The following is a 23240-nucleotide window of genomic DNA, read 5'->3' as shown; positions in this document are numbered from 1 at the left end:
TCGCCGGTTCCGACCCCGTGCCGACGTACCTGTTCGACGAGGTGGACGCGGGCGTGGGGGGGCAGGGCGCCGGGGGGGGGGGGCCCCCGCGGGGGCGCCCCCCGGCCGCTCAGGACATCGACACGAAGCGCTGGACCAGCGCCACCAGGAACACCAGCATCAGGGGGAGCGAGAACCAGAAGGACGCCTGCATCCAGCGGAGTTTGCGTACGCTCGGCGCCAGCGCCACGCGTACCGCCTCGCGTGCCGCGAGCAGCAGGATCAGGGCGCCGGCCGCCAGGGCGCCGATGACCGACCACGGCGTCCAGGTGATGCGCGGACCGACCGGTCCCGGGTCCGGCCCGGCCACCGGGCCCGGTGGCTGCTGCTTGAGCGCGTACAGCGCCGCGTGCTCGTTGCCCATGACGCGGCGCAGTTCGGGCCGCTGGTCGAGGGCGGTGCGCAGCCGCTGCTCCCAGGAGGCGGCGTAGCCCGAGCCCAGGCGCAGGGACTCCGCCTGGCTGCGGTTGACCATGAAGTACGCGTTCGGACCGGCGTCCCGCAGGGCCTTGACGAGCGCGTCGACCAGGATCGGGTCGCGCGGCGCCGGAACGGGCACGTACTGCACCCGCTCCATGTCCTTCGCGCCCCACGGCATGGCCGGGGTGACGTCGTTCACCGGGTCGTTGGACGGCCACAGCAGCCGTGCGGTGGGCCGGTCGTGCGCGTAGACGTAGTCCATCGCGGCCACCTCGCCCGGCCGGACGCGCTCGAACGGCTCGTTGCCCCAGCGGACCACCAGGAAGCCGGTGATCAGCACCACGCCCGTCAGCAGCGCGGCGAGCGGGCCCAGGCCGCGGCGGGTGCCGGCGGCGCGCGGGAAGAGCGCCAGCGCACCGAGGACGCAGGCGCCGGGCAGCGCGAACATGAAGACCCGCAGCGCCATCTCGCCGCCGTAGGACTGCATGCCGAAGGCGAGGAACGGCACGAAGGTCAGCACCAGCAGGGAGCGTTCGGAGAAGCCGGCGGCGCGCCGCCGCAGCACGCCCCAGCAGGCCAGCGCGAGCACCCCGCCGGCCAGCGCCACCCGCGCGTACAGCACCAGCTTGTGGGTGCTGTCGCCGCTGCCGATGCGGCCGGAGACCGACGAGGAGACGTTTCCGCCGATGCCGCCGACCCCGCCGAACAACTCGTCGAAGTGGCCCGACCAGTACGGCTCGGCGAGGAACCCGATCCAGACCACGGCCACGACGCCGAACAGCAGCGGCAGGCCGTACAGCGACGTACGGCGCAGCAGGACCAGGAACGTCAGCACGCCCAGCATCACGAACGGCGTGAGCTGGTGGCCCGCCACGGACGCCAGGAACAGCGCGGCCAGCACCGCCAGCAGCGCCGCCCGCTGGCCGCGCCCGGCCGGTGCCACCTCGGCCTCGCCTGGCCAGCGCTTGCCGCGCAGCACCCGCGGATCGCGGAACCACACCAGCAGGATCGCGACGAAGACCAGGTAGAGCAGGTAGGTGAAGCCCTGCGGGGAGAAGTAGTCCTGGCCGACCCAGCCGCACAGCGCGAACAGCCACGCCGCGCTCCACTTCGCCCGCCAGCTCGCCCGTACGGCCTTCAGCAGCAGGAGCACCGGGGCGAGGTAGAGGAGCTGGATGGCCAGTGGCCACCAGCGCAGCACCTCGGTGAAGTCCGTGACGCCGCACGCCTCGGCGAGGAACTGGGCCGCAGCGAAGAAGCCGGGCCAGCTCCAGCGCGCGTCCAGGTCCGGCACCGCCACACCGGTCCGGTTGATGTAGTCCAGGAAGCCCAGGTGCTGCCAGGCCGTCGGGAAGCGCGGTTCGGCCTCCAGGACGGCGGGCAGCGCGTGCAGGGCCACCACGGTCAGGACCAGCACGGCCGCCAGGAGGACGCGCCGCGGCCGGGACAGCCACAGGGCGGACGCGAAGGCCAGCACCAGCAGCACCGCGCCCACCAGCGTCGCCGCGGGCAGCACGCTGATCAGCCCGAGCCCGCCCATCCGGTCCAGGTCGGCGTCGCCCATGCCGCGCAGCGGCAGCCAGAACAGGATGACGGCGGCGGCCAGCAGCGCCCAGACACCGAGGTCGGGGCGGTGGCCGAGCCGGGTGGCGAGCCGGGCCCCGGGCGTGGGGGAGGCCGCCAGGCGGGTGGCGGGCGGGGCGGCGGCGGGCGCGGCAGGGGGAGCGGGCGCGGCCGCGGGCGCCGGCGCGGGCACCGGCGCGGGCGCCGGGGTGGGCGCCGGGGTGGGCGCCGGGGCCTCCGGCTCCTTGCGGAAGCGGGGCGGCAGCGGCGCCTCCTCCTGCCCCGTATCGCTGTCGTCGTCACCCTTCGCCCAGGAGGGGCCCGCCGCGGGCGGCCGGACGTCCGGCCTGCGCTCCATGTGCTCGAAGTCCACGTGCAGCCCCAGCGGCACCGTGTCGACGTCCCGCAGCGCGCGCTCCGCCCAACTGGGCCGGTGCGCATCCGTACCGGCCGCGGCGCCCGCCTCCTGCGCCGAGCGGCCGGGCGGCAGGGGGGTGCCGGGCGCCCGCACGTCGCCCAGGTCACCGTTGACGGCGAGGTCCGCCAGGTCGCCGTCCGGGGCCAGCCCTTCGGCGGGGGCCCGCGTCAGGGGAGCGGAGGGGTGACCCTTGAGAATGCGGTACAGCTTGACGGAGGCGATCGAGACGATCACGGACAGGCTGGAGATCTCGGCGACGCCCGCGCCGGTCAGCCCCATCCGCGGCAGCAGCAGCACCGTCAGGCCGAGCACCAGCACGCACAACAGGCCCTGGATGTAGGCCAGCCCCGACGTACGGCTCTGCGCGCGCAGGACCGCGAAGTAGACCTCCATGACGACGCGCAGTGCCGCGCCCACCGCGAACCAGCGCAGCAGCGGGGTGGCGGCATCCGCGTACCCCGCGCCGAAGACACTGAGGATGTACGGCGCGCAGACGAACAGGAAGAGACAGACCGGGATCATGATCCGGGCCATCCGGCGCAGCGCCGCCCGGGTGTTCTCCGCCAGCCGCGCCGGGTCGTGCGAGCCCTCCACGGTCAGCGAGGCGCCCATGTTGATGGCGAGCAGGTTGACCGTGCCGCCGATGGTGGTCGTGATGTAGAAGTACGCGTTGTCGGTGGAGCTGACCTGGGAGGCGACCAGCACCGGCACCAGGTAGACGACGGCCAGCGAGAAGAGCGAGCCCGTGTAGTCGCCGGCCAGGAAGCGGCCGATCTCGCGCGGCGACGGCGGCCGGGCGGTGCGTTCGGTGGCCTTCACGTGCCGGGGCACCAGCCGCCGGAAGACCAGCCAGCCCAGCGGCAGCACGGACACCCCGATGGCGGCGACCCACGAGACGAAGACGCCCGCCAGCGGGATCGCCGCGGCGAACGCGACCAGCAGCCCCAGCTTGACCGCCGAGAAGACCAGGTTGCCGACCGGCACCCACAGCGCGTTGCGCAGCCCGGTCAGCACGCCGTCCTGGAGGGTCAGCAGCGACCAGGCGATCACCGCGACGACGAACCCCAGCCCGTGCAGCGGCCCGTGGAGGAACCGGTACGAAGGCCCCCAGAGGTTCAGCGTGAGCAGGAAGACCGTCGCGGCGAGCGCGACGACCACCGAACTGCCCAGGTAGGTGCGCCGGACCAGCCGCCCGGTGGTCCGGCCCGCGATCGGGATGTAGCGGGCCAGCGCGCCGGTCAGCGTCAGCGAGGTGAGCCCCGCCAGCAGCTTCATCGCGGCGATGGCCGCCGAGCCCTGGCCGACCGCGGACTCCGTGTAGTACCGGGCCGCGACCAGCCAGAACCCCAGGCCGAGCAGGCCGGAGATGCCGGTGTTCAGCATCAGCGCGTAGGCGTTGCGGAACAGCTGGCTGCCCCCGCCGCCGTCCTGCACGCCGGGGAACCGGCCGCCGAACAGGCGCTTGCGCCCGCCCCCGGCCGGTTCCCGCTCCGTACGCCGCTCGGTCCGGGTGGTCGTGTCAGACACGGCTTCCGCGCACCTTCCCCACTGCCTTGACAGCCTGACGGGTCCTGCGGACCACGGCGTACCCCTTGGTGAGCGCCCGCTCCCTGGCGAAGTACCGCCCGACGGCGCGGCCTTCCACCAGCCGCTCGAACTCCTCGGTGCCGGTGGTGCGCCGTACCGTCAGCCGGGTCAGCGCGTACGGGCCCTGGCAGCGCCCCGCCAGGGCGTTGTTCACCGCCAGCGACTGCCGGAAGCCCGCGCCGCGCACCGCCCGCCGCACCCGCCGGCTGGAATGGCCGTACGGGTACGCGAAGGACACCGGCGGCGTGCCCAGCTCGTCGGTGACGATCTGCTTGCAGCGCGAGACCTCGAACCACAGGCGGTCGTCGGAGATCTGGTCCAGCTGCGGGTGGGCGTGGCTGTGCCCGCCGATCTCCACCCCGGCGGCGGCCAGTTCCCGCGTCTGGTCCCAGTCGAGCATGGTGTCCAGGCCGCCCCCGGTGTCGTACGGGCCGCGCAGCCAGCCGGTGGAGACGAAGAGGGTGGCCGCGAAGCCGTGCTGGGACAATGCGGGCAGGGCGTGTCGGTGCACGCCCTCGTACCCGTCGTCGAAGGTGATCAGCACCGCCCGTGCGGGCAGCGGCTGGCCGCCCCGCCACGCCGCGGCCAGCTCGGCGGTGGTCAGCGGGGTGAAGCCGAGGTCGTCCAGCACCGCCATCTGCTCGGCGAACGCCTCCGGGCTCACCGACAGGTCGAACGCGGCCGGCGTGGGCGCGTGCGCGATCGCGTGGTACATCAGGATCGGCACCACACACGGTGTCGTCATGCGACCGCCCCCTCACTCCCCGCGGACGAAGACTCGCCGCGGGCGCGGGCCGTGGCACCGTCCGCCGCCCCGGCCGGTCCGCCGGTGGTGCCCGCGGGCCGCCCGCGGTCGCGCAGCGCCCGTACCCTGCCGAGCGCGTAGCCGTACGTGGTGGTGGCCACGCCCGCCACGATCGCGCCCGCCCGGCCGGCGCCGCCGGGCCGTCGCAGCAGCGTGTCCCGCACGCCGCGCGCGACCCCGGCGGGCAGCACCCGGGTCGCGTACCGGCGCTCCGCCGACAGCCCGTCCCGCGCGCCCACGCTGCGTGCCACCAGCGCCTTGGACAGCCCTTCGGCGTACGTACGGGACCGGAAGTAGGCGAAGCGCTCGCGGCCGGCGGGCACCCGGTGGTGGATCACCGACCGGTCGTCGAGCAGCAGGACCGCTCCCGGTACCGCGCGGGAGAGCCGGATGCACAGTTCGGTCTCCTCGCAGCCCAGCGGCCGCTTGCCGCGGTCGCGGCCGATGGTGGTGGCGAACCCGCCGACGGCCTCGAACGCCTCCTTGCGGAAGGAGGCGTTGCCGCCCAGCACGTTGCGCACGCGGACGGTGTGCGAGCGCCCGGCGCCGCCGTCCGCGGGGAACAGGCCCAGGTACGCGCAGCCCACCACCCAGTCGAACTCCTCGGGGAACCACGCGGGCCGGCGCCCCGAGGACCACACCGGCTCGGTCCGGCCGCCGACCGCCAGCACCTTCGGGTCGGCGTAGTTCTCGGCGAAGTGCAGCAGCCAGTCGCGTTCGGCCACCGCGTCGTCGTCGAGGAAGGCGATCACCTCGCCGGTGGCCTCGGCGATGCCGGTGTTGCGCCCGGCGGACAGCCCGCGCGGCCCCGCGTTGGCCAGGACGCGCAGGGCGGCGGGCCACTCGGGTGACGCGAAATGAGCGTGCAGCCGCGCCAGCAGCGCCGGATTGTGGTCGACCACGAGCAGTGTCTCGTGAGCCGGGTGGGACTGGTCGCGCACCGAGGCCGCCGCGGCGAGGATGTCCCCCCAGCGGTCCTCGGTGTAGGCGCAGATGACGACGGAGACGCGGACGCTCAAGACGCCTCTCCCGAGATTACGGAGGGACGGGAGGGACGCTTGTGGCGCGTGCTGCGCTCGCGCAGTATCACCTTCAGCACCCGGAACCCGTCCCGCACGGCGCGCAGGTTGCTCACGCCGTGGATGCGGTTGTACTCGTGGCTCGGTATCTCCTGGACTCTCAGGCCGGCCTTGACGACGCGGATGTTCATCAGCGTCTCGACCTCGAACCCGGCGCAGTCCAGGCCGATCTCGTCCAGGCAGTGCCGCCAGAAGGCGTTGTAGCCGTAGCACAGGTCGGTGTAGCGGGCACCGAACTTGGCGTTGACGACGGTGGTCAGCACCCGGTTGCCCAGCTTGCGCACCGGCGTCATGTCGTCGGTGCCGCCGCCGTTGGCGAACCGCGAGCCCTTGGCGAAATCCGCGCCCCCCACCAGCGCGGAGACATAGCTGACGATCTCCGCGCCGTCGGCCGAGCCGTCCGCGTCGACCATCACGATGATGTCGCCGGTGCACGCCGCGAACCCGCTGATCAGGGCATCGCCCTTGCCCTTGCCGCGCTGCTCGACGACCTTGACCTCCGGCCACAGCTCGCGCGCGACCCGGATGGTGTCGTCGGTGGAATTCCCGTCCACCAGCACCACTTCGTGTATCCACTCCGGAAGTGTCTTGAAGACGTACGGGAGATTCTCCGCCTCGTTCATGGCGGGTATCACCACACTGACCGGCGGAGCTATGGCCAGGTGTGAGGAAACGGGACGGTATTGCGCTTCGGAGACCAGCGACAACGGCTTCTTATCCGTTTCCGCGGGGCGAAGGGATGATGAACTCATGAGTCTTTTTCCCTCTCGTCCGGTGGACCGCCCACCCCCGGGCGGCCCGGATGGGTATCCGGTTCGAAAGGGGGGTTCACACCCCGCTCATGACGGCAGAGATCTTTTCGCCGTGCGAACAGGGCGAGCTGGCATGCGTGTTTCCGGCCGCGCGGCTCGTGTCCCGATGATCGACGCGGTGATCGTCACGTGAAGATCGAGCACGGCACCCCCCTACCGCGCCCCGCTCCGGGCCCCCTCGCGACGCTTGAGCCCTCCCCTAGTGCCGCTTTGCGTGAACGGGCCGGTGCGGGTGGATGTACGACGGTATTGATGACTGGGACTCTATGGCAATACCTCGGCCTCGCATCCCGTTTGGCATCATTGGCGAATATGGAGCGGTGCCTTCCTCAACCTCCCGATCGGATCCGGCCCATCCGTTTGAGAAGACGATCAGCCGGCTCGAACAATTCCGGCCTGGACACCACCGTGTTGCGCAATGCCCGTACCGGGGCGCGGTGTGCCCGGTGGCCCAGCGCCACCGGGTGGCGCCGTGCCACCCACCCTTCCGACACCGTCAGTTCCCGGGTCTTGAGGCAGTCCTTGTACTGCTTCTCACCGCGCCCCAGATCGACATAGGCCAGCCCGTCGGCAGCGGCGCCCTCGGCCATGTGCAGGTGCAGCGTCAGGCCGGGCGAGAATTTTGCGTACGCCGGGTCGTACGCGGGGAACCAGCAGCACAGCACCCGCTCGGAACGGATGCCGAAGTGCGCGGCGACCGGCCGGTCACCGGCGTAGAGCACCGACAGCTGCCCGGCGAAGGACGCGGTACGGGTGTGGAAGAGCTGGCTGACGAGCTGGACGATCCAGGGGTGCGCGAAGCGGTCGCTCCGCCCCGTCCTGCGGTACTGCGCCGACTTCCAGTCGAGCAGCCGGCGCAGCACGACCGGGTCCCGCTCGTCGTGCACGTACCGCACGGGGCCGATGTCCCGCCCCAGCTTGCGCCCCTTGGTCAGGGTCCTGCGGATGAACTTCGGGGACTGCTCCCGCAGCCGCGCCATGTACGCGTCGAACCCCTGGTCCACGTCGACGACGGGGGAGGGGAAGCCGCGCAGCGACGCCGTCTCGAAGGGTTTCTGGCCCTCCACCAGGTGGTCGAACTCCAGCACCGCCAGGCCGCAGGCCCGCAGCAGTTCGCGCGGGTCCCACTGGAAGCCGGGGCGGTGCACCAGCCCCTGGGCGTCCGAGACCCCCAGCCCGATCGCCCGCCCGACGCCCAGCGCCGAGCGCTGGAAGGGCAGGAACGCGGCCGGCTCGCCGTCCTCGCGGATCACCGCGATCCGCACCCCGCGCCGGCAGCGGCCGACGGCGAGGGCGAACTCGGGGGCGAGAAAAGGATTCGCCAGCTGCGGCGTCCCCAGCAGATGGGCCTGGGACTGCACGGCGCTCCACGCCGCACGGTCGGTGCCGTTCAACTCGCCCGGGCGGTACACGCTGATGTCCACGTCAGTTCGTCCGACTTCCCCGTCCACGGGCGCCGGTACGCCGGCGCCGCACGCTGACCCCTAGGAATACGATGCCGCTGAGCACCGCGACGGCCACCACCCCGCCGCGCGCCGACCAGCTGTGCAGCGCCAGCATGGCCTGCGCCACCAGCAGGTTGACGGCGAGCGCCCCGGCGCCCGCGGCGACGGCCCGGCCGAGCGGGTCCAGCCGGCCCAGCGCCGTGGCGATGGCGGCGGCCGGCGCCAGCAGCAGGAAGACGAGGACGCAGAGCGCGCGCAGCGGCGAGGCGATGTCGGCGAGCGCCAGGACGGCGCCCGTCCCGCCCACGGCCACGGCGGCCCCGGCCAGCACGGGTACCGAGTCCGCGCGCAGCCTGCCGCCGCCCCGGCCGTCCGTGACGGGCTCCGGATCGCCTGGCCCGCCGTCACCCGGGCCGCCGTGCGCGGGCTCGTCACGGCCCGGTCTGCCGCCGTTGGGCGCGTTGCCGTTGATGGTGGTGTGCATGGGCAGCTCGGCCCCCCATAAGCGCCTGATGCCGGGCTTCAATGTCGCGCAGGGCGCGCGCGCCCGTCAAGATGCAAAGAAGGCGTGAACGGGCCATGGCCACAGTGTGGTTGCCCGGGGCGGGCCCGGCGCTCACCCGTATGCGCGTCATGCCATGGCCATGGCACGGCCATGGAGATCACCCGTGCTCGTGACAATCGGCGGCGACGCTTCCCGGTGTCGATGGGTCCTGCTACATCAGAAGGGGCAGAGATCCTGCTCAGGGAGGTTCCATGAGACTGTCCCGATGCGCGGCCACGATGTCCGCGTTCCTCGTCACCTCGGCGCTCGCGCTCTCCGGCGCGAGCGCCGCCGCGTCCGCACCGCAGCCCCGTGCCACCGACTACGTGGCCCTCGGCGACTCCTACTCCTCCGGTGTGGGAGCCGGCAGCTACTACGGCAGCAGTGGCGCGTGCAAGCGCAGCGCCAAGTCCTACGCGGCCCTGTGGGCCGCCGCCAACGACCCCGCGAAGTTCGACTTCACCGCCTGCTCGGGTGCCCGCACGGGTGACGTGCTGGCCAAGCAGCTGGCCCCGGTGAACGCCGGCACCGACCTGGTGAGCATCACCATCGGCGGCAACGACGCGGGCTTCGCCGACACCATGACCACCTGCGCCCTCCAGGGCGAGTCCGCCTGCCTGGCCCGGATCGCGCAGGCCCGCGCGTACGTCAGGAACACGCTGCCGGCCAAGCTGGACCAGGTCTACGACGCCATCGACGGCAGGGCGCCCTCGGCGCAGGTCGTCGTCCTGGGCTACCCGCGCTTCTACAAGCTCGGCGGCAGCTGCTCCGTCGGCCTCTCCGAGAAGTCCCGGGCGGCCATAAACGCCGCCGCCGACGACATCAACGCCGTCACCGCCAAGCGCGCCGCCGACCACGGCTTCGCCTTCGGGGACGTCAACACGACCTTCGCCGGGCACGAGATCTGCTCCGGCGCCCCCTGGCTGCACAGCGTCACCCTCCCCGTGGAGAACTCCTACCACCCCACCGCCAACGGACAGTCCAGGGGCTACCTGCCCGTCTTCGGCTCCGCCGCCTGACCCCGCGCCCCGACCGGGCACCGAGGAGGCCCCGCCCGCGGGCGGGGCCTCCTCGTGCGGCTACCCGCCGTCGCCCGCCGTGCCGGTACCGCCCCCGTACGTCCCGTCGTCCGTGGCCCCGCCCCCGGTGGTCGTCCCGCCCGTCGTGGGAGCGGCCGTGGTGGGCTCGGTGGGCGACGGCGCCGAGGTCGTCGGGCGGGGCGGGGTGGTGCGGGGATAGGTGTGGCCGGGCGGCGTGGTGCCGGGGTACGTACGGCCGGGCGGGGTGGTGCCCTGCGGCGTGGTGGCGGCGGAGGTGCTGCCGGGCGACGTGCGCCCCGGTGTGGTGCCGCCGCCTCCGTTCGTACCGCCGCCACCTCCGGTGTTCCCGCCGGAACCCCCGCCGCCCGTCGTGCTGCCCGGCGTGCGGTCGGGCGTACCGCCGTCGTCCAGGAGCGCGTACGCCACCCCGCCCGCCGCCAGCGCCGCGAGCAGGGCCCCCGCCGCCAGCAGCCGGACCGACCGCCGCCGGCGCCGCTCGGCCTCCCGGTCGGCCGCGGTCGTCGTCGTGGTGTCCGTGCCCGGTGCCCCGGCCGGCGGCACCGGCGGCATCGGGGCGGCGGGGCCGTACGCGGTACGGGTCCGGGCGCCGGCGATCGTCGGCGGGTGACCGCCCGGCGGCACCACCACCGTGGGCGTGCCGCCGCCCGCGACCGCCTCCAGCATCCGCTGGGCCGCGCCCGCGTCCAGCCGCTCCCGGGGATCCTTGCGCAGCAGCCCCTCCACGACGGGCGTCAGCGGCCCCGCCTGGCGGGGCGGCGGCAGCTGCTCGTCGACCACCGCGCGCAGCGTGGTCAGCGGGGTGCCCTGGCGGAACGGCGAGTGCCCTTCCACGGCCGCGTACAGCGTCACACCCAGCGACCACAGGTCCGACTCGGGGCCCGCCTGCTGCCCCAGCGCCCGCTCCGGCGCCAGGAACTCGGGCGAGCCGACCAGTTCGCCCGTCATGGTCAGCGCGGCGGAGCCCGCCACCCGCGCGATGCCGAAGTCGGTCAGCACCACCCGGCCCTCGTTGGACAGCAGGACGTTGCCGGGCTTCACGTCGCGGTGCAGGACGCCCGCCTCGTGGGCGACCCGCAGTGCGGCCAGCACCTCGGCGCCGATCGCGGCGGCCCGGCGCGGCGGCAGCGGCCCCTCGGCGTCCAGCGCCTCGGCCAGCGACAGGCCGCGCACCAGCTCCATGACGATCCACGGCCGCCCGTGCTCGGAGACCACGTCGTAGACGGTCACCACGTTGCGGTGCGAGATGCGGGCGGCGGCCCGGCCCTCCCGCTCCAGCCGCGCGTACAGCATCTGCTCTTCCTGTGCCGTCAGCTCGCGCGGGGCCCGTACTTCCTTGATGGCGACCTCGCGGGCCAGCACTTCGTCCCGGGCCCGCCACACCACGCCCATGCCGCCCCGGCCCAGCTCGTCGATCAGCCGGTAGCGCCCCGCCAGCAGCCGCGCGCCGTCCCCGTCACCCCGTACGCCGCCGGATTCCGCACCGCCAGGACCCTCGCTCATGGACGAGCCCCCCTCGCAAGAGAGCGATTCGGTGGAAACGTACCTCAACCCAGCGTTGTTGCCGCCCCCTTGAACAACAATCCGCAGCCGAGCAGCACCGCACCGGCCCGGCCGCCAGCCCGGCGCGGGCCCCGGCACGGCCCGCCGCCGTACGTGATCTTCGGCACGGCGCCGCGGGGGCTGCCGGACCGGCTCGCGGTCACGCTGGAACCGGACGGTGGCTCCGGCAGGCCCACGACCTCGGTACTCGTCCAACTCGCCCTCGGCCGAGCGTGATCCGTAAGGTGGTCGTCAACGTCGGTGCGAGGCAGGTGAATCCTGATGACCAGGCCGCGCGCGTGTCGCGGGAGAGAGATAGGGTTACCCTGCCCGGGCCGGGTGCCCTCGTACGGGTGGGGAGAGTCATGGAACAGATAGCAATGCGCAGCAGGGCGCGAGTGCCTGCGATCAGTTGCGGAAGCGGCGCGTCCAGCGCGCGGCTGGACCGCCATCTCGCGGTGCTGGGCGGACCTGCCGTCCCGCAGCGGGAGACGGAGGGCGCGACGTCGTTGATGCAGGAGCTCACCGCTCGTGACCACACGCGCACGAGGACGAGCCGCGGTGCCAGGGTGTCGCTGTTCGCCCCGCTGCGCAGGCTGCGCCGGTCGCTGTTCGGCGGCCGCGGCTGACGCGTCACGGCAGCCTTACGACCCGGTCCCTCAGGCGACCACACCGTCCCGGCGCAGCGCTGCGATCCGCTCGCTCGTCAGCCCGAGGGCGCCCAGCAGCGCGTTGGTGTGTTCGCCGAGGGCCGGGACGTCCCCCATCACGGGCCCGGCGCCGCCGGGCAGCGTGATCGGCGGCAGCAGCGCCCGCAGCGGCCCGGCCGGCGACCCCACCTCCCGCCAGCGGTCGCGCGCGGTGAACTGCGGATGCCCGGCCAGCTCCGCCACCCCGTTGAGCCGGGCACACGCCAGGTCCGCCTCCTCCAGCCGCCGCACGGCCTCGGCCACCCCCATCCCGGCCAGCGCCGCACCCACCACCCGGTCCGTTCTGTCGCGGTTGCGGACCCGTGCGACATTGGTCGCGAACGCCGGGTCGTCGGCCAGCTCCGGCCGCTCCAGCACCTGCCGCGCCAGCCGCCGCCACTCCCGGTCGTTCTGCACCGACAGCAGGACCGGCTGCCCGTCCGCCGTCGGATACGCGTTGTACGGCGCGATCACGGCGTGCGCGACACCCGTCCGGGCGGGCGGCTCACCGCCGTACATTCCGAAGTAGAGCGGATGCCCCAACCACTCGGCCAGCGCGTCCAGGAGCGAGACCTCCACCGGGCCGCCGCGCCCGGTCGCGCCGCGGCGCAGCAGCGCGGCCAGTACGCCCGAGAACGCGTACATCCCCGCCGCGATGTCGGCGGCCGGTATCCCGGCCTTCGCCGGCTCCTCCGGGGTGCCGGTCAGCGAGACCAGCCCGGCCTCGCACTGCACGAGCATGTCGTAGGCCCGTTTGCGTGCGTACGGGCCGTCGGCGCCGTAGCCGGAGATGTCGACGGCGACCAGGCGCGGGTAGCGGGCGCACAGCGCCGCCGCGTCCAGCCCGAGCCGCGCGGCCGCGCCGTGCGCCAGGTTCTGCACGAACACGTCGGCCCCGGCGACCAGTTGCTCCAGCAGGTCGCGGCCGCGCGGGTCCTTCAGGTTCAGCGCCAGCGACTCCTTGCCGCGGTTGGCCCATACGAAGTGCGAGGCGAGCCCGCGCACCGAGGTGTCGAAGGACCGCGCGAAGTCGCCGCCGTCCGGGCGCTCGACCTTGACGACCCGGGCGCCGAGGTCGGCGAGCTGCCGGGTGGCGAACGGCGCGGCCACGGCCTGCTCGACGGCGACGACGGTGATGCCCTCCAGGGGCGGCGGCTGCGGCGCGGAAGTGCGGTCCATGGTCGGAGCACCTACCCGTCCGCGGCCGCCGGGCAACGCGGACCGCGTCACAGGAGGGCGAACTGCCCGCCGGGCCCCTCCTCGTGGTGGTCCAGGACGGAGGCGGGGCGACGGGCCGTGGCGGGCGGTGGCAGGATGCCCGCGGCGCGCAGCTCCGGCGCCTCGACGCGCGGACCGACCGCCGTGCGCCGGTGCAACGCTTCCTGCGCCGGGCGGAGTTCGGCCAGCAGGGCGAGCACCGAGACCAGCTCCAGCAGCTCGGTGGTCCACTCCTGGGGCCAGGCGGCGGGCCGCAGCGCCTCCAGGCTCGCCGGCTCGGCGACCGGAGCGGTCCGGCGCTCGAACCACGCCTCCAGGACGCGTACGCCGCCCGCCTCGTAGTCCCAGGCCGCGGCGGGCACGGGGGAGACCCGCCCGGGCCCCAGGAGCAGCGCTTCCTCGTCGGGCAGGTAGGAGATGCCGCCGGGCAGCCCGCGGGCGGGCAGCGGAGCGCGCACGTAGGGGCGGCGCCCGCCGGGCATACGAGGGCGGTCGCCCGCACGCGCCCCGTACGCCGTCCCGTCACCCCGCGCGCCCCGCGTCTGGAGCCACAGCAGCCGCTCGCCCAGCGCGACGCCGTCCTCCCACACCCCGGCGTCGGCGGTCAGCGGCACCACCGCGCCGGCCGGCGCGGGCCGGGCGCTCGCCATCGTCCAGGCCAGCAGTTCGGCGGCGCCGACCGGCCGGTCCAGGCGCCGGGCGAGCAGCTCCGCCAGCCCGGGGGCGAGGTTGGGCTCGCGGCCGCCGGGGCGCCGGTAGAGGGGGCGGACGCGGCCCGGACGCCCGGCCGGCGAGCGGCCGTCCGGCAGCAGCGCGGAGGCGACCAGGGCCGGGCCGGCCGACTGCGGCACGTGCCCCATCTCGACCACGAAGACCTGCTGCCCGTCCGCGACCCGCCACAGCTCGGGACGGGCGCTGTCGATCAGCCGGTGGTCGGGCAGCAGCCACTGCCGGTCGAACGGGCCGTGCAGGACGCGCACCGGCTCGGGGCACGGCCCGCCGGTGTGCGCGAGCCGGCCGGTGGGTGTGGTCTGACCGGGCAACTGGGGCACGGCCGTCCGCAGCGTACGGGCGCGGCTGGGGCGGAACAGCCGCTCGCGCGCCGCGTCGTCCCCGGCCTCGTGCAGCGCCGCCCAGCGGGCCCGCAGCGAGGCGGCGTCCGGGGCCATCACCCAGCCGCGGCCGAGCCGCAGCGGCGCGGCCGACCAGGGCATCAGGTCGTCGAGCCGGGGCGCCGCCGCGAGCCTGCCGCCGCCGCTGCCCGTGGCCTGTGTCACCGTCACGCGGTCGCCCTCCCTGGACCTTCGGTGCGCTCGGTCGCCTGGGGGCATCGTAACGGCGACGCCCGTAGGCGGTCTTTTGCGAGTGATCAACGCCGGGTACGGTCCTGGCCGTACGCCCGCAGGCCCGTGCCGCCGACGTCCGCCGGGAGGAGCGCCATGACCGTCACGCAGCTCGCCGGGGCGCGGGCGGGGGCCCGGCTGGACCGGCTGCCGCCGTCGCGCTGGCACCGCCGCCTCACCTTCACCGTCGGCATCGGCGCCTTCTTCGACCTCTACGAGATCTTCCTCGGCGGCGTGCTGGCCGCGGTGCTCGCCGAGCGCTGGCACCTGGACCACACCGCCAAGTCGTGGGTGATCGCCGCCGGGTTCCTCGGCATGTTCGCGGGCGCCAACGTGCTGTCCGTGCTCGCCGACCGCTTCGGACGGCGCCGGATGTTCCTGGTCAACCTGGGCGCGTACTCCCTGTGTTCGCTGCTGTGCGCCTTCGCGCCGAACGCCGAGTGGCTGATCGCGCTGCGCTTCCTGGCCGGGCTCGGCCTCGGCGCCGAACTGGTCCTGGTGGACACCTACCTCGCCGAGTTCCTGCCGCGCGCGGTGCGCGGCCGCTACATCGCCTGGGCCTACACCTTCGGCTTCCTCGGCGTGCCGGTGGCCGCCTTCGTCGGCGCGCGCCTGGTGGCCACCCGCGAGCTGTTCGGCGTCGAGGGGTGGCGCTGGCTGCTGGTGGCGGGCGCGCTGGGCGCGGCGTTCATCCAGCTCATGCGCGCCCGGCTGCCCGAGTCGCCGCGCTGGCTCGTCGTACACGGCCGCGAGGAGGAGGCCGAGCGCATCGTCGCGGACATCGAGGAGCGCGTCGCGCGCGAGACCGGCGAGACGCTGCCGTCGGTCGCGGTGGCGGTGGAGGTGCCGCAGCGCCGTGTCCCGCTGGGCGCGATGTTCCGCGGCGACCAGGGGCGGCGCACCGTCATGTGGTGGATCTTCCAGGTCCTCCAGACCGTCGGCTACTACGGCTTCGGGGCGCTGGCGCCGGTCGTGCTGACCGCCAAGGGCCACACCGTCACCGCGTCGCTGGGCTACGCGGCCCTGAGCTTCTGCGGCTACCCGCTCGGCTCGGCGCTGTCCGTACCGCTCATCGACCGGATCGAGCGCAAGACGCTGATCATCGCCGCCGCGCTGGGCATGGCGGTGTGCGGCCTGGCCTTCGGCTTCGCCGGCGCGGGGTGGCTGATCGTGGGCGCCGGCTTCGCGCTGACCGTGTGCAGCAACGTCTTCTCCAACGCGTTCCACGTCTACCAGACCGAGATCTTCCCGACCGGCCTGCGCAGCAGCGCGATCGGCATCGCGTACTCGCTGTCCCGGCTCACCTCGGTGGTGCTGCCGTTCGTCGCGCTGGCCGTGCTGGACGGCCTGGGGCCCGGCGCCGTCTTCACCGGTTCGGCGGTGCTGATGGTGCTGCTGTGCCTGGACGTGGCCCTGCTGGGGCCGCGCAGTACGGGACGCAGCCTGGAGCGGATCTGAGGGAATGTCCTGAGAGCGGGCGGGCCGGCGCACCGGCACCGCCCGCGGCGTTCAGAGGATGACCTGGTCCGAGCGGGTCTCCAGGCGGGCGATCGCCTTGCGGCACGCGCCGGCGAACTTCTTGAACTCCTCGTTGGTGCTGCCGGGACGTCCGTCCATCGTGTCCTCGTCGAAGAAGGACGCGCGCAGTTCGGTACTGAGTTCCAGCTGGCCGCCCTTGCCGAGCATGGTGCGGTTGCAGGGGTTGGCGGGGTTGACTCCGGCCAGGTCCGGGAAGTCGTCGCCGTCCACCGTCTTGAAGTGCTTGCCCAGCTCCTCGTGCAGCAGCTTCTTGAAAGCGGCGTTCAGGCCGCCGACCACGACCACCCTGGGGTCCTGGCCGCTGCGTACACCGGCCTGCTCAGCGGTGCAGCCGTGCAGGCCCAGGACGTTGAGGCTGGAGGCCGCCATGGAGATCGCGACATGGTCGTCGCAGTGCTTCGCGGTGACGTGCAGATCGCGGTTGGACCCCAGGTTCATGCTGGGCAGCCGCAGTCCCTCGAACATCCAGTAGTCGTACACCGGCTCGCCCGGGAAGAGCGCCGCCAGGGTGTCGGGCCGGTAGCCCGCTATGCCCAGGCACAGTTCGGAGGTGCCCTTCTCGATGCCGCCGCCGTGCAGCGCCATGATCGTCGTGCGGTGGTACGGGTGTCTCTCCCCCCGCTCGTTGTCGAGCAGTTCATGCCGTCTGTAGCGGCGCGCGAACTGGATGCCCTCCTGACCGGAGAGCTTCTTGTACAGATCCGTGTTGGTGTCGTACACGTCCCCCTCGGATGTGGCATGGGCCAGGGTGGCCCCCATGCCCGTCACCAGAGGGGTGCTGCTGATGGCTGCCGCGCCGAGCGCGGCGGTGAGGACCGTACGACGGTTGATGGGTGACATGGCGCACATCTTCACCTGCCGCACCGCCGGCCCTCACACCGGGGTGGACCACCGCGCGCCGGGGCCGGATCAGTGCGCGTCCAGCGTCACCGTGAAGGAGAAGCGGTCGCCCCGGTAGTGGATGCGGGCGACGTCCACCACCCGGCCTTCCTGGTCGTACGTGATGCCCGTGTAGTGCAGGATCGGGCTGAGCAGCGGCACCTGGAGCAGCCTGGCGGTCGCCGGGTCGGCCAGCCGCGCCTCGACCGTGTCGGTGATCCGGCTGATGGAGACGCCCACCGCGTCCCGCAGCACCTTCGTCATCGGCCAGCGCGTGAGGTCCGCGAGGTCGACGCGGGCGGCCACGTCCGGGTGCACGAAGTTCTCCGCGTGGTTCGTCGGCTCGCCGGTCTTCTCGTCGCTGCGCAGCCTGCGGTACGTGGCCACCTCCGCCACGCCGGGGAAGAACTCCGCCAGTTCGGACGGCACGGCGGCCGGGCCGTGGCCCAGCAGTTCGGTGCGCATACCGGACTGCTGGGCCACGATCGCGTCCACCGAACCGAGCAGCCGCACGGGCGCGCCGCGCCGGGCGCTCGGCTCGATGAACGTGCCGCGCCTGCGGTGCCGGCTGATCAGCCCCTCCGTCTCCAGTTCCTTGAGCGCCTGGCGCATGGTCAGCACGCTGACGCCGTAGTGGGCGGCGAGCGCGTCCTCGGTCGGCAGGCGCAGCGGGGCACCGGGGGAGCGGCCGAGTATGGACGCGCGCAGCGACTGCGAGACCTGGTACCACAGCGGCAGCTTGCGGTTCAGGTCGAGCGAGTCGGGGGCGAAGGTGGTCACGGACGACTCCGTATCAGAGGCCGGGGCCCGGGCGCAGGCACTTAGGAACGGAAGTGGCGCTCAAGACCTTCCCACACCCGGTCGTAGCCGCCCTGCAGGTGGTCGGCGCCCGCGGCCTGCCCGGTGAGGGTGACCGGCCAGCGGGTCTCGAACATGAACGCCAGCCCGTCGTCGATCTTCTGCGGCTTCAGCTCGGCCGCGCTCGCCCGGTCGAAGGTCTCCCGGTCGGGGCCGTGCGCGGACATCATGTTGTGCAGCGAGCCGCCGCCGGGGACGAAGCCCTCCGCCTTCGCGTCGTAGGCGCCCTCGATCAGCCCCATGTACTCGCTCATCACGTTCCGGTGGAAGTAGGGCGGCCGGAAGGTGTCCTCGCCGACCAGCCAGCGCGGCGCGAAGACCACGAAGTCCACGCCCGCCAGGCCGGGGGTGTCGGACGGCGAGGTGAGGACGGTGAAGACCGAGGGGTCCGGGTGGTCGTAGCTGATCGAGCCGATGACGTTGAAACGGCGCAGGTCGTAGACGTACGGGACGTGGTTGCCGTGCCAGGCCACGACGTCCAGCGGCGAGTGGTCGTACGTCGCCTTCCAGAGGTTGCCGCAGAACTTGTTGACGACCTCGAAGGGGCCCTCCTCGTCCTCGTACGCGGCGGCCGGCGCGAGGAAGTCCCGCGCGTTGGCCAGGCCGTTGGCGCCGATCGGGCCGAGGTCGGGGAGCTGGAAGGGCTGCCCGTAGTTCTCGCAGACGTAGCCGCGGGCGGTGGCGTCGAGCAGTTCGACGCGGAAGCGGACGCCGCGCGGGACCAGCGCTACATGGCCGGGTTCGGCGCGCAGCAGGCCCAGCTCGGTGCGGATCAGCAGGCCGCCCTGCTCGGGCACGATCAGCAGCTCGCCGTCCGCGTCGCTGAACACCCGCCGCTCCATGGAGGAGTTGGCGTGGTAGAGGTGGATCGCCATGCCCGCGCGCTGGGTGGCGTCGCCGTTGCCGCCCAGCGTCCACAGCCCGGCCAGGAAGTCGGTGGGGCCTTCGGGTGCGGGCAGCGGGTTCCAGCGCAGGCGGTTGGGGTCGGGGGCGGTCTCGGTGAACGGCGCGCCGCGTACCGCGCCGTTGTCCGCCCGTACGAACGCCGGGTGCGCGGCGGACGGGCGGATGCGGTAGAGCCAGGTACGGCGGTTGTGGGCACGCGGCTCGGTGAAGGCGCTGCCGCTCAGCTGCTCCGCGTACAGGCCCAGGGGGGCGCGCTGCGGGGAGTTGCGGCCCACCGGCAGGGCGCCGGTGACCGCCTCGGAGCTGTGTTCGTTGCCGAAGCCCGAGGAGTACGCGAGCCCCTCGGCCGTCTTTCTCGCCCGCTCGTTGCCCGTGCCAGTCATCGCGCGCTCCCGCCGCTCAGGGGATCCAGCAATCCTATGGAGGACCTTAGGATTGCGGGCCCGGCCCGTCAACGGAGACTCTCGGCCACCCCGCCACCGGCCGCGCCGCCCCCGAAGACGCCCCGCGCCGCGCTCATGGCCTCGTGTTTTGCTCGTATTGCTCGCGCGTCAAGACCTTGTTAACGAAAGTTTCGGCCACCTAGCGTCGCCTCGACCGCCGTTCCGGTGGTGTTCAAGGGCGAACGTGAGGTACCCGCATGCTGACAATCCTCGGATTCGGCATGATCGCCACCTTCCTGGTGCTGATCATGTTGAAGAAGATGTCACCGATGGCAGCGCTCATCCTGATTCCGGCGCTGTTCTGCGTCCTGGTGGGCAAGGGGGCCCACCTGGGCGAGTACGTCCTCAAGGGCGTGGGCGACCTGGCGCCGACCGCCGCGATGCTGATGTTCGCCATCATCTACTTCGGGGTGATGATCGACGTAGGGCTCTTCGACCCGGTCGTCCGGGCCATCCTGCGGTTCTGCAAGGCGGACCCGGTCCGGGTCGTGGTCGGTACCGCGCTGCTCGCCGCGATCGTCTCGCTCGACGGCGACGGCTCCACCACCTTCATGATCACGGTCTCCGCGCTCTACCCGCTCTACCGCCGCCTGAAGATGAGCCTGGTGGTCATGACCGGCGTCGCCGCCACCGCCAACGGCGTGATGAACACCGTCCCGTGGGGCGGCCCGACCGCCCGCGCCGCCACCGCGCTCAAGCTGGACGCCGGCGACATCTTCGTCCCCATGGTCCCGGCGCTGGCCACGGGCCTGGTCGCGGTCTTCCTGCTCGCGTACGTCCTGGGGCGGCGGGAGCGCAAGCGGCTCGGCCTGCTCACGCTCGACGAGGCCGCGGCCGAGCCGGTGCTCGCCACGGCGGGCGGCGGCAGCGGTACGGCGCCCACCGGCGGTACGAAGACCGGCACCGGTCCGACCGGCACGGGCACCGGCTCCGGCTCCGCGACCGGCCCCGCGGCCACCACCGACTCCGCGGCCGACGCCGACGACCTCCAGGGCCTGGACCCGCACCGCGCCACCCTGCGCCCCAAGCTCTACTGGTTCAACGCCGCGCTCACCGTCGCGCTGCTGGTCCTCCTCGTCCTCCAGACGCTGCCCATACCGGTGCTCTTCCTGCTCGGCGCCGCCACCGCGCTCACCGTCAACTTCCCGCAGATGAGGGACCAGAAGGCCCGGATCGCCGCACACGCCGAGAACGTCCTGAACGTCTCCGGCATGGTCTTCGCCGCCGCGGTCTTCACCGGCGTCCTCACCGGCACCGGCATGGTCGAGCACATGGCCCGCTGGCTCGTCGACGGCATACCGGACGCGCTCGGGCCCCACATGGGCATCGTCACCGGCGTGCTGAGCATCCCGCTGACGTACTTCATGTCCAACGACGGCTTCTACTTCGGCATCGTCCCGATCCTGGCCGAAGCGGGCGCCGCGCACGGCGTCGGCGCCCTGGAGATCGCCCGCGCCTCGCTCGTCGGCCAGGCCCTGCACATGTCCAGCCCGCTGGTCCCCGCCGTCTACGTCCTGGTCGGCATGGCGAAGGTGGAGTTCGGCGACCACACCAGGTTCACCGTGAAATGGGCGGTGCTGACCTCCCTGGTCGTCCTCGCCGCCGGACTGCTGTACGGGATCATCTGACCCGTGGACGCCGCGACGCCCGGCCGGGGCTGGCTGCTGCGCCTGGTGATCACCTTCGCCTTCGCCCAGTCGGCGGTGAGCATGGCGCGGCCCGCCGTCTCCTACCGGGCGCTGGCGCTGGGCGCCGACGAACGGGCGGTCGGCGTGATCACGGCGGTGTACGCGCTGCTGCCGCTGCTGGTGGCCGTGCCGCTCGGCCGTCGCACCGACCACGGCCGCTGCGCGCCCCTGCTCGTCGTGGGCGTCGCCCTGATCACCGGCGGCTGCGCGCTGAGCGGGGCGGCCGGTTCCCTGCCGGAGATGGCCGCCTGGAGCGGGGTGATGGGCCTGGGCCACCTGTGCTTCGTCATCGGCGCCCAGTCCATCGTCGCGCGCCGCAGCGCCCCCGACGAACGCGACCGCAACTTCGGCCACTTCACCATCGGCGCCTCCCTCGGCCAGCTCGTCGGCCCGGCCGCCGCCGGGCTGGTCGTCTCCGGGCACGACGGCGCGACGGCCGCCACCAGCGCCACCGCCCTCCTGGTCTCCGCGGCCCTCGCCGCCCTCTCGTACGGGTCGCTGTGGCGCCTGGAACACGGCCCGGCTCCCGCAGGCGCCGGGCGCGCGGCCCGCCGGAGCCGTACGCAACCGGCGGCGCCCCCGCCCTCCGTACGCGGCATCCTGCGCACCCGGGGCGTCGCGGCCGGGATCTTCATGAGCCTGGCGGTGCTCTCCGCCACCGACATCCTCACCGCCTACCTCCCCGTCATCGGCGAGGCCCGCGGCGTCACGCCCGCCACCGTCGGCCTGCTGCTCAGCCTGCGCGCGGCGGCCACGGTCGCCTGCCGGCTCGTCATGACGCCCGTGATCCGCCTGATCGGACGCACCGCCCTGATGGCCGGCAGCTGCGCGCTGGCGGGCCTGCTCTGCGCCGGACTGACCCTGCCCGCGCCCGTCTGGGCCATGGCGGTGATGCTCGCCGCGCTCGGCTTCTGCCTCGGTGCCGGCCAGCCGCTGTCCATGTCCACGGTCGTCCAGGCCGCCCCCGAAGCGGCCCGCAGCACCGCACTGGCCCTGCGCCTGACCGGCAACCGCCTCGGCCAGGTCGCGGCCCCCGCCACCGCGGGTCTGCTGGCCGGGATGGCCGGCACCGCGGCCCCGTTCGCGATGCTCGGCGTCCTGCTCCTGGTCTCCGCGGCCACCGCCGCCCGCCCGAGGAGCCGGCAGCCCGGCCCGCCGCACCCCAAGAGAACCGGCGACGACCCGGAAGACACCCCCGAACCCCCGCTGCCGGCCCCCGGCGACGGAACACGCGCTACCCGGTGAAGGCCGGTACCCGCCGCACTATCGTGACCCCATGCCCGACCCGCCATTAGAACGGTTCTTCAACCAACTCGCGCCCACCTACGATCTGTTGTACCCGGACTGGTCCGCCGCCGTGGCCCAGCAGGGGCGCGCCCTCGACGCGTACGTACGCGCCGCGCTCGGCGACCGGTCGCACACCCTGCTGGACTGCGCCTGCGGCATCGGCACACAGGCGATCGGCCTGGCGGCGGCCGGCCACGCCGTCACCGGGACGGATCTGAGCCCGGTCGCGGCGGCCCGCGCGGCGGCCGAAGCGGCCGCCCGCGGCCTGCGCCTGCCGGTGGCCGCCGCCGACATGCGCCGGCTCCCCTTCCCCGACGCCCGGTTCGACGCGGTGGTGTGCGCCGACAACTCCCTGGCACTCCTCACCACCCCCGAGGACGTCCGCGCGGCCCTCGGCTCCATGCGGCGGGTGCTGCGCCCCGGCGGCCAGCTCCTGCTGGGCATGCGCGCCTACGAGGCAGCCCGCCGCGAGCATCCGGAAGTCCTGCCGCCCCGCGTCGCCCGCACCCCCGACGGCGGCCGGGCCGTCACGTTGCAGCTGTGGGAGTGGCACGACGACGGCGAACACTACGACTTCGACCTCATCCAGCTGCTGCCGCGCGGCGGCACCTGGGAGGTACGCAGCCGGCGCGCCACCTCCTGGGCCCTGACCAGGGAACAGGTCACCGCCTTCGTCACGGCCGCCGGGTTCGAACGCCTGGCATGGCACGAGCCGGAGGCCGACGGCTACTTCCAGCCCTTGCTGACGGCCCGCTGCTGACCCCCGGTCCCGCTTCCGTCCGGGCCCGAAAAGGCCGGCCACCCCACCACCGTGTGGAACCGCTCGGCGGCCAAGGCCGACGCACTGGTCGCCGCCGGCGCGGTACGGGCCGGCAGCGTCGCCGAAGCGGTCGCCGCGAGCCCGCTGATCGTCGTCTGCGTCCTGGACCACGAGGTGGCCCACCGCATCCTGGAGCCGGTCGGCGCCGGCCTGGCCGGACGGGTCCTGGTCAACCTCACCTCCGACAACACCCCGGAACGCTCCCGGCGGGCCTTCGACACCTACGAGGAGACCCTCGGGACACCGGGCGGCCGGGCG

General features: G+C 73.6%; 18 protein-coding genes and 1 pseudogene. 7 read left to right on the top strand and 12 right to left on the bottom strand.

What is annotated here, in order from left to right:
* Window positions 1-109: 109 nt before the first annotated feature.
* The 6 genes from ACH4K4_RS16405 to ACH4K4_RS16380 all read right to left on the bottom strand — a co-directional run bounded on the left by ACH4K4_RS16405 (window position 110) and on the right by ACH4K4_RS16380 (window position 8652).
* Window positions 110-3967: a lipopolysaccharide biosynthesis protein gene (locus tag ACH4K4_RS16405; protein WP_398167855.1), complete on the bottom strand. Its 3858-nt coding sequence runs from the start codon at window positions 3965-3967 to the stop codon at window positions 110-112.
* A complete protein-coding gene (locus ACH4K4_RS16400; RefSeq protein ID WP_398167854.1) occupies window positions 3960-4772 on the bottom strand; it encodes a polysaccharide deacetylase family protein in 813 nt (270 codons plus the stop codon). Before ACH4K4_RS16400 ends, ACH4K4_RS16405 begins: the two co-directional genes overlap by 8 nt.
* Entirely contained in the window at window positions 4769-5851 is a 1083-nt protein-coding gene (locus tag ACH4K4_RS16395; protein WP_398167853.1) for a glycosyltransferase family 2 protein, read from the bottom strand. The genes ACH4K4_RS16400 and ACH4K4_RS16395 overlap by 4 nt, the downstream gene beginning before the upstream one ends.
* A complete protein-coding gene (locus ACH4K4_RS16390) occupies window positions 5848-6663 on the bottom strand; it encodes a glycosyltransferase family 2 protein (protein ID WP_398167851.1) in 816 nt (271 codons plus the stop codon). The genes ACH4K4_RS16395 and ACH4K4_RS16390 overlap by 4 nt, the downstream gene beginning before the upstream one ends.
* Before the next feature lie 389 nt (window positions 6664-7052).
* A complete protein-coding gene (locus ACH4K4_RS16385) occupies window positions 7053-8147 on the bottom strand; it encodes a GNAT family N-acetyltransferase (RefSeq protein WP_398167850.1) in 1095 nt (364 codons plus the stop codon).
* A gap of 1 nt (window position 8148) precedes the next feature.
* Window positions 8149-8652, bottom strand: a complete 504-nt coding sequence (locus tag ACH4K4_RS16380; protein ID WP_398167849.1) for a hypothetical protein — start codon at window positions 8650-8652, stop codon at window positions 8149-8151.
* A gap of 272 nt (window positions 8653-8924) precedes the next feature.
* Between ACH4K4_RS16380 and ACH4K4_RS16375 the strand changes: the two genes are divergently transcribed.
* Window positions 8925-9731, top strand: a complete 807-nt coding sequence (locus tag ACH4K4_RS16375; RefSeq protein WP_398167848.1) for an SGNH/GDSL hydrolase family protein — start codon at window positions 8925-8927, stop codon at window positions 9729-9731.
* A gap of 60 nt (window positions 9732-9791) precedes the next feature.
* Here ACH4K4_RS16375 and ACH4K4_RS16370 read toward each other — a convergent pair whose 3' ends face one another.
* Window positions 9792-11273: a serine/threonine-protein kinase gene (locus tag ACH4K4_RS16370; RefSeq protein ID WP_398167847.1), complete on the bottom strand. Its 1482-nt coding sequence runs from the start codon at window positions 11271-11273 to the stop codon at window positions 9792-9794.
* A gap of 404 nt (window positions 11274-11677) precedes the next feature.
* Between ACH4K4_RS16370 and ACH4K4_RS16365 the strand changes: the two genes are divergently transcribed.
* Entirely contained in the window at window positions 11678-11941 is a 264-nt protein-coding gene (locus tag ACH4K4_RS16365) for a hypothetical protein (protein ID WP_398167845.1), read from the top strand.
* Between the two features lie 30 nt (window positions 11942-11971).
* On the opposite strand, the gene ACH4K4_RS16360 is transcribed toward ACH4K4_RS16365, so the two are convergent.
* Both ACH4K4_RS16360 and ACH4K4_RS16355 read right to left on the bottom strand, forming a co-directional pair.
* The gene (locus ACH4K4_RS16360; RefSeq protein WP_398167844.1) at window positions 11972-13180 is read right to left on the bottom strand and encodes a CaiB/BaiF CoA transferase family protein; all 1209 of its coding nucleotides are present in this window, start codon (window positions 13178-13180) and stop codon (window positions 11972-11974) included.
* Between the two features lie 47 nt (window positions 13181-13227).
* A complete protein-coding gene (locus tag ACH4K4_RS16355) occupies window positions 13228-14496 on the bottom strand; it encodes a type ISP restriction/modification enzyme (RefSeq protein ID WP_398168033.1) in 1269 nt (422 codons plus the stop codon).
* Between the two features lie 162 nt (window positions 14497-14658).
* Here ACH4K4_RS16355 and ACH4K4_RS16350 point away from each other — a divergent pair, with 162 nt between their 5' ends.
* Window positions 14659-16020 (top strand): MFS transporter, encoded by a 1362-nt coding sequence (locus ACH4K4_RS16350; RefSeq protein ID WP_398167842.1) that lies wholly within the window; start codon window positions 14659-14661, stop codon window positions 16018-16020.
* Between the two features lie 51 nt (window positions 16021-16071).
* On the opposite strand, the gene ACH4K4_RS16345 is transcribed toward ACH4K4_RS16350, so the two are convergent.
* The 3 genes from ACH4K4_RS16345 to hmgA all read right to left on the bottom strand — a co-directional run bounded on the left by ACH4K4_RS16345 (window position 16072) and on the right by hmgA (window position 19127).
* Window positions 16072-16941 (bottom strand): poly-gamma-glutamate hydrolase family protein, encoded by an 870-nt coding sequence (locus tag ACH4K4_RS16345; RefSeq protein ID WP_398167841.1) that lies wholly within the window; start codon window positions 16939-16941, stop codon window positions 16072-16074.
* Between the two features lie 69 nt (window positions 16942-17010).
* Window positions 17011-17760: a GntR family transcriptional regulator gene (locus tag ACH4K4_RS16340; protein ID WP_398167840.1), complete on the bottom strand. Its 750-nt coding sequence runs from the start codon at window positions 17758-17760 to the stop codon at window positions 17011-17013.
* 41 nt (window positions 17761-17801) lie between these two features.
* A complete protein-coding gene (hmgA, locus tag ACH4K4_RS16335; protein ID WP_398167839.1) occupies window positions 17802-19127 on the bottom strand; it encodes a homogentisate 1,2-dioxygenase in 1326 nt (441 codons plus the stop codon).
* 257 nt (window positions 19128-19384) lie between these two features.
* On the opposite strand from hmgA, the gene ACH4K4_RS16330 reads away from it, so the two are divergent.
* From ACH4K4_RS16330 to ACH4K4_RS16315, 4 genes and pseudogenes are all read left to right on the top strand, one after another.
* The gene (locus ACH4K4_RS16330) at window positions 19385-20815 is read left to right on the top strand and encodes a CitMHS family transporter (protein WP_398167837.1); all 1431 of its coding nucleotides are present in this window, start codon (window positions 19385-19387) and stop codon (window positions 20813-20815) included.
* Window positions 20816-20818: 3 nt separating this feature from the next.
* On the top strand, window positions 20819-22120 hold the full coding sequence (locus ACH4K4_RS16325; RefSeq protein ID WP_398167836.1) for an MFS transporter: 1302 nt from the start codon (window positions 20819-20821) through the stop codon (window positions 22118-22120).
* A gap of 31 nt (window positions 22121-22151) precedes the next feature.
* The gene (locus ACH4K4_RS16320; RefSeq protein ID WP_398167835.1) at window positions 22152-22922 is read left to right on the top strand and encodes a class I SAM-dependent methyltransferase; all 771 of its coding nucleotides are present in this window, start codon (window positions 22152-22154) and stop codon (window positions 22920-22922) included.
* A gap of 39 nt (window positions 22923-22961) precedes the next feature.
* Window positions 22962-23183: pseudogene (locus ACH4K4_RS16315) on the top strand (NAD(P)-binding domain-containing protein); the annotation flags it as partial.
* Window positions 23184-23240 lie beyond the last annotated feature (57 nt).

The organism is Streptomyces sp. NPDC017529 (assembly GCF_044329785.1).
In the GTDB taxonomy this organism is placed as follows: domain Bacteria; phylum Actinomycetota; class Actinomycetes; order Streptomycetales; family Streptomycetaceae; genus Streptomyces.
Note: the sequence above shows the minus strand (reverse complement) of the source record. Positions and strands in the feature narration are given on the sequence as shown.

Bases quoted from the DNA above. Each gene is read 5' to 3' on its own strand.
- ACH4K4_RS16400 (WP_398167854.1), bottom strand. From the start codon at position 4,772: ATGACGACACCGTGTGTGGTGCCGATCCTGATGTACCACGCGATCGCG.
- ACH4K4_RS16390 (WP_398167851.1), bottom strand. From the start codon at position 6,663: ATGAGTTCATCATCCCTTCGCCCCGCGGAAACGGATAAGAAGCCGTTG.
- ACH4K4_RS16380 (WP_398167849.1), bottom strand. From the start codon at position 8,652: ATGCACACCACCATCAACGGCAACGCGCCCAACGGCGGCAGACCGGGC.
- ACH4K4_RS16375 (WP_398167848.1), top strand. From the start codon at position 8,925: ATGAGACTGTCCCGATGCGCGGCCACGATGTCCGCGTTCCTCGTCACC.
- ACH4K4_RS16370 (WP_398167847.1), bottom strand. From the start codon at position 11,273: ATGAGCGAGGGTCCTGGCGGTGCGGAATCCGGCGGCGTACGGGGTGAC.
- ACH4K4_RS16365 (WP_398167845.1), top strand. From the start codon at position 11,678: ATGGAACAGATAGCAATGCGCAGCAGGGCGCGAGTGCCTGCGATCAGT.
- ACH4K4_RS16360 (WP_398167844.1), bottom strand. From the start codon at position 13,180: ATGGACCGCACTTCCGCGCCGCAGCCGCCGCCCCTGGAGGGCATCACC.
- ACH4K4_RS16350 (WP_398167842.1), top strand. From the start codon at position 14,659: ATGACCGTCACGCAGCTCGCCGGGGCGCGGGCGGGGGCCCGGCTGGAC.
- ACH4K4_RS16345 (WP_398167841.1), bottom strand. From the start codon at position 16,941: ATGTCACCCATCAACCGTCGTACGGTCCTCACCGCCGCGCTCGGCGCG.
- hmgA (WP_398167839.1), bottom strand. From the start codon at position 19,127: ATGACTGGCACGGGCAACGAGCGGGCGAGAAAGACGGCCGAGGGGCTC.
- ACH4K4_RS16330 (WP_398167837.1), top strand. From the start codon at position 19,385: ATGCTGACAATCCTCGGATTCGGCATGATCGCCACCTTCCTGGTGCTG.
- ACH4K4_RS16320 (WP_398167835.1), top strand. From the start codon at position 22,152: ATGCCCGACCCGCCATTAGAACGGTTCTTCAACCAACTCGCGCCCACC.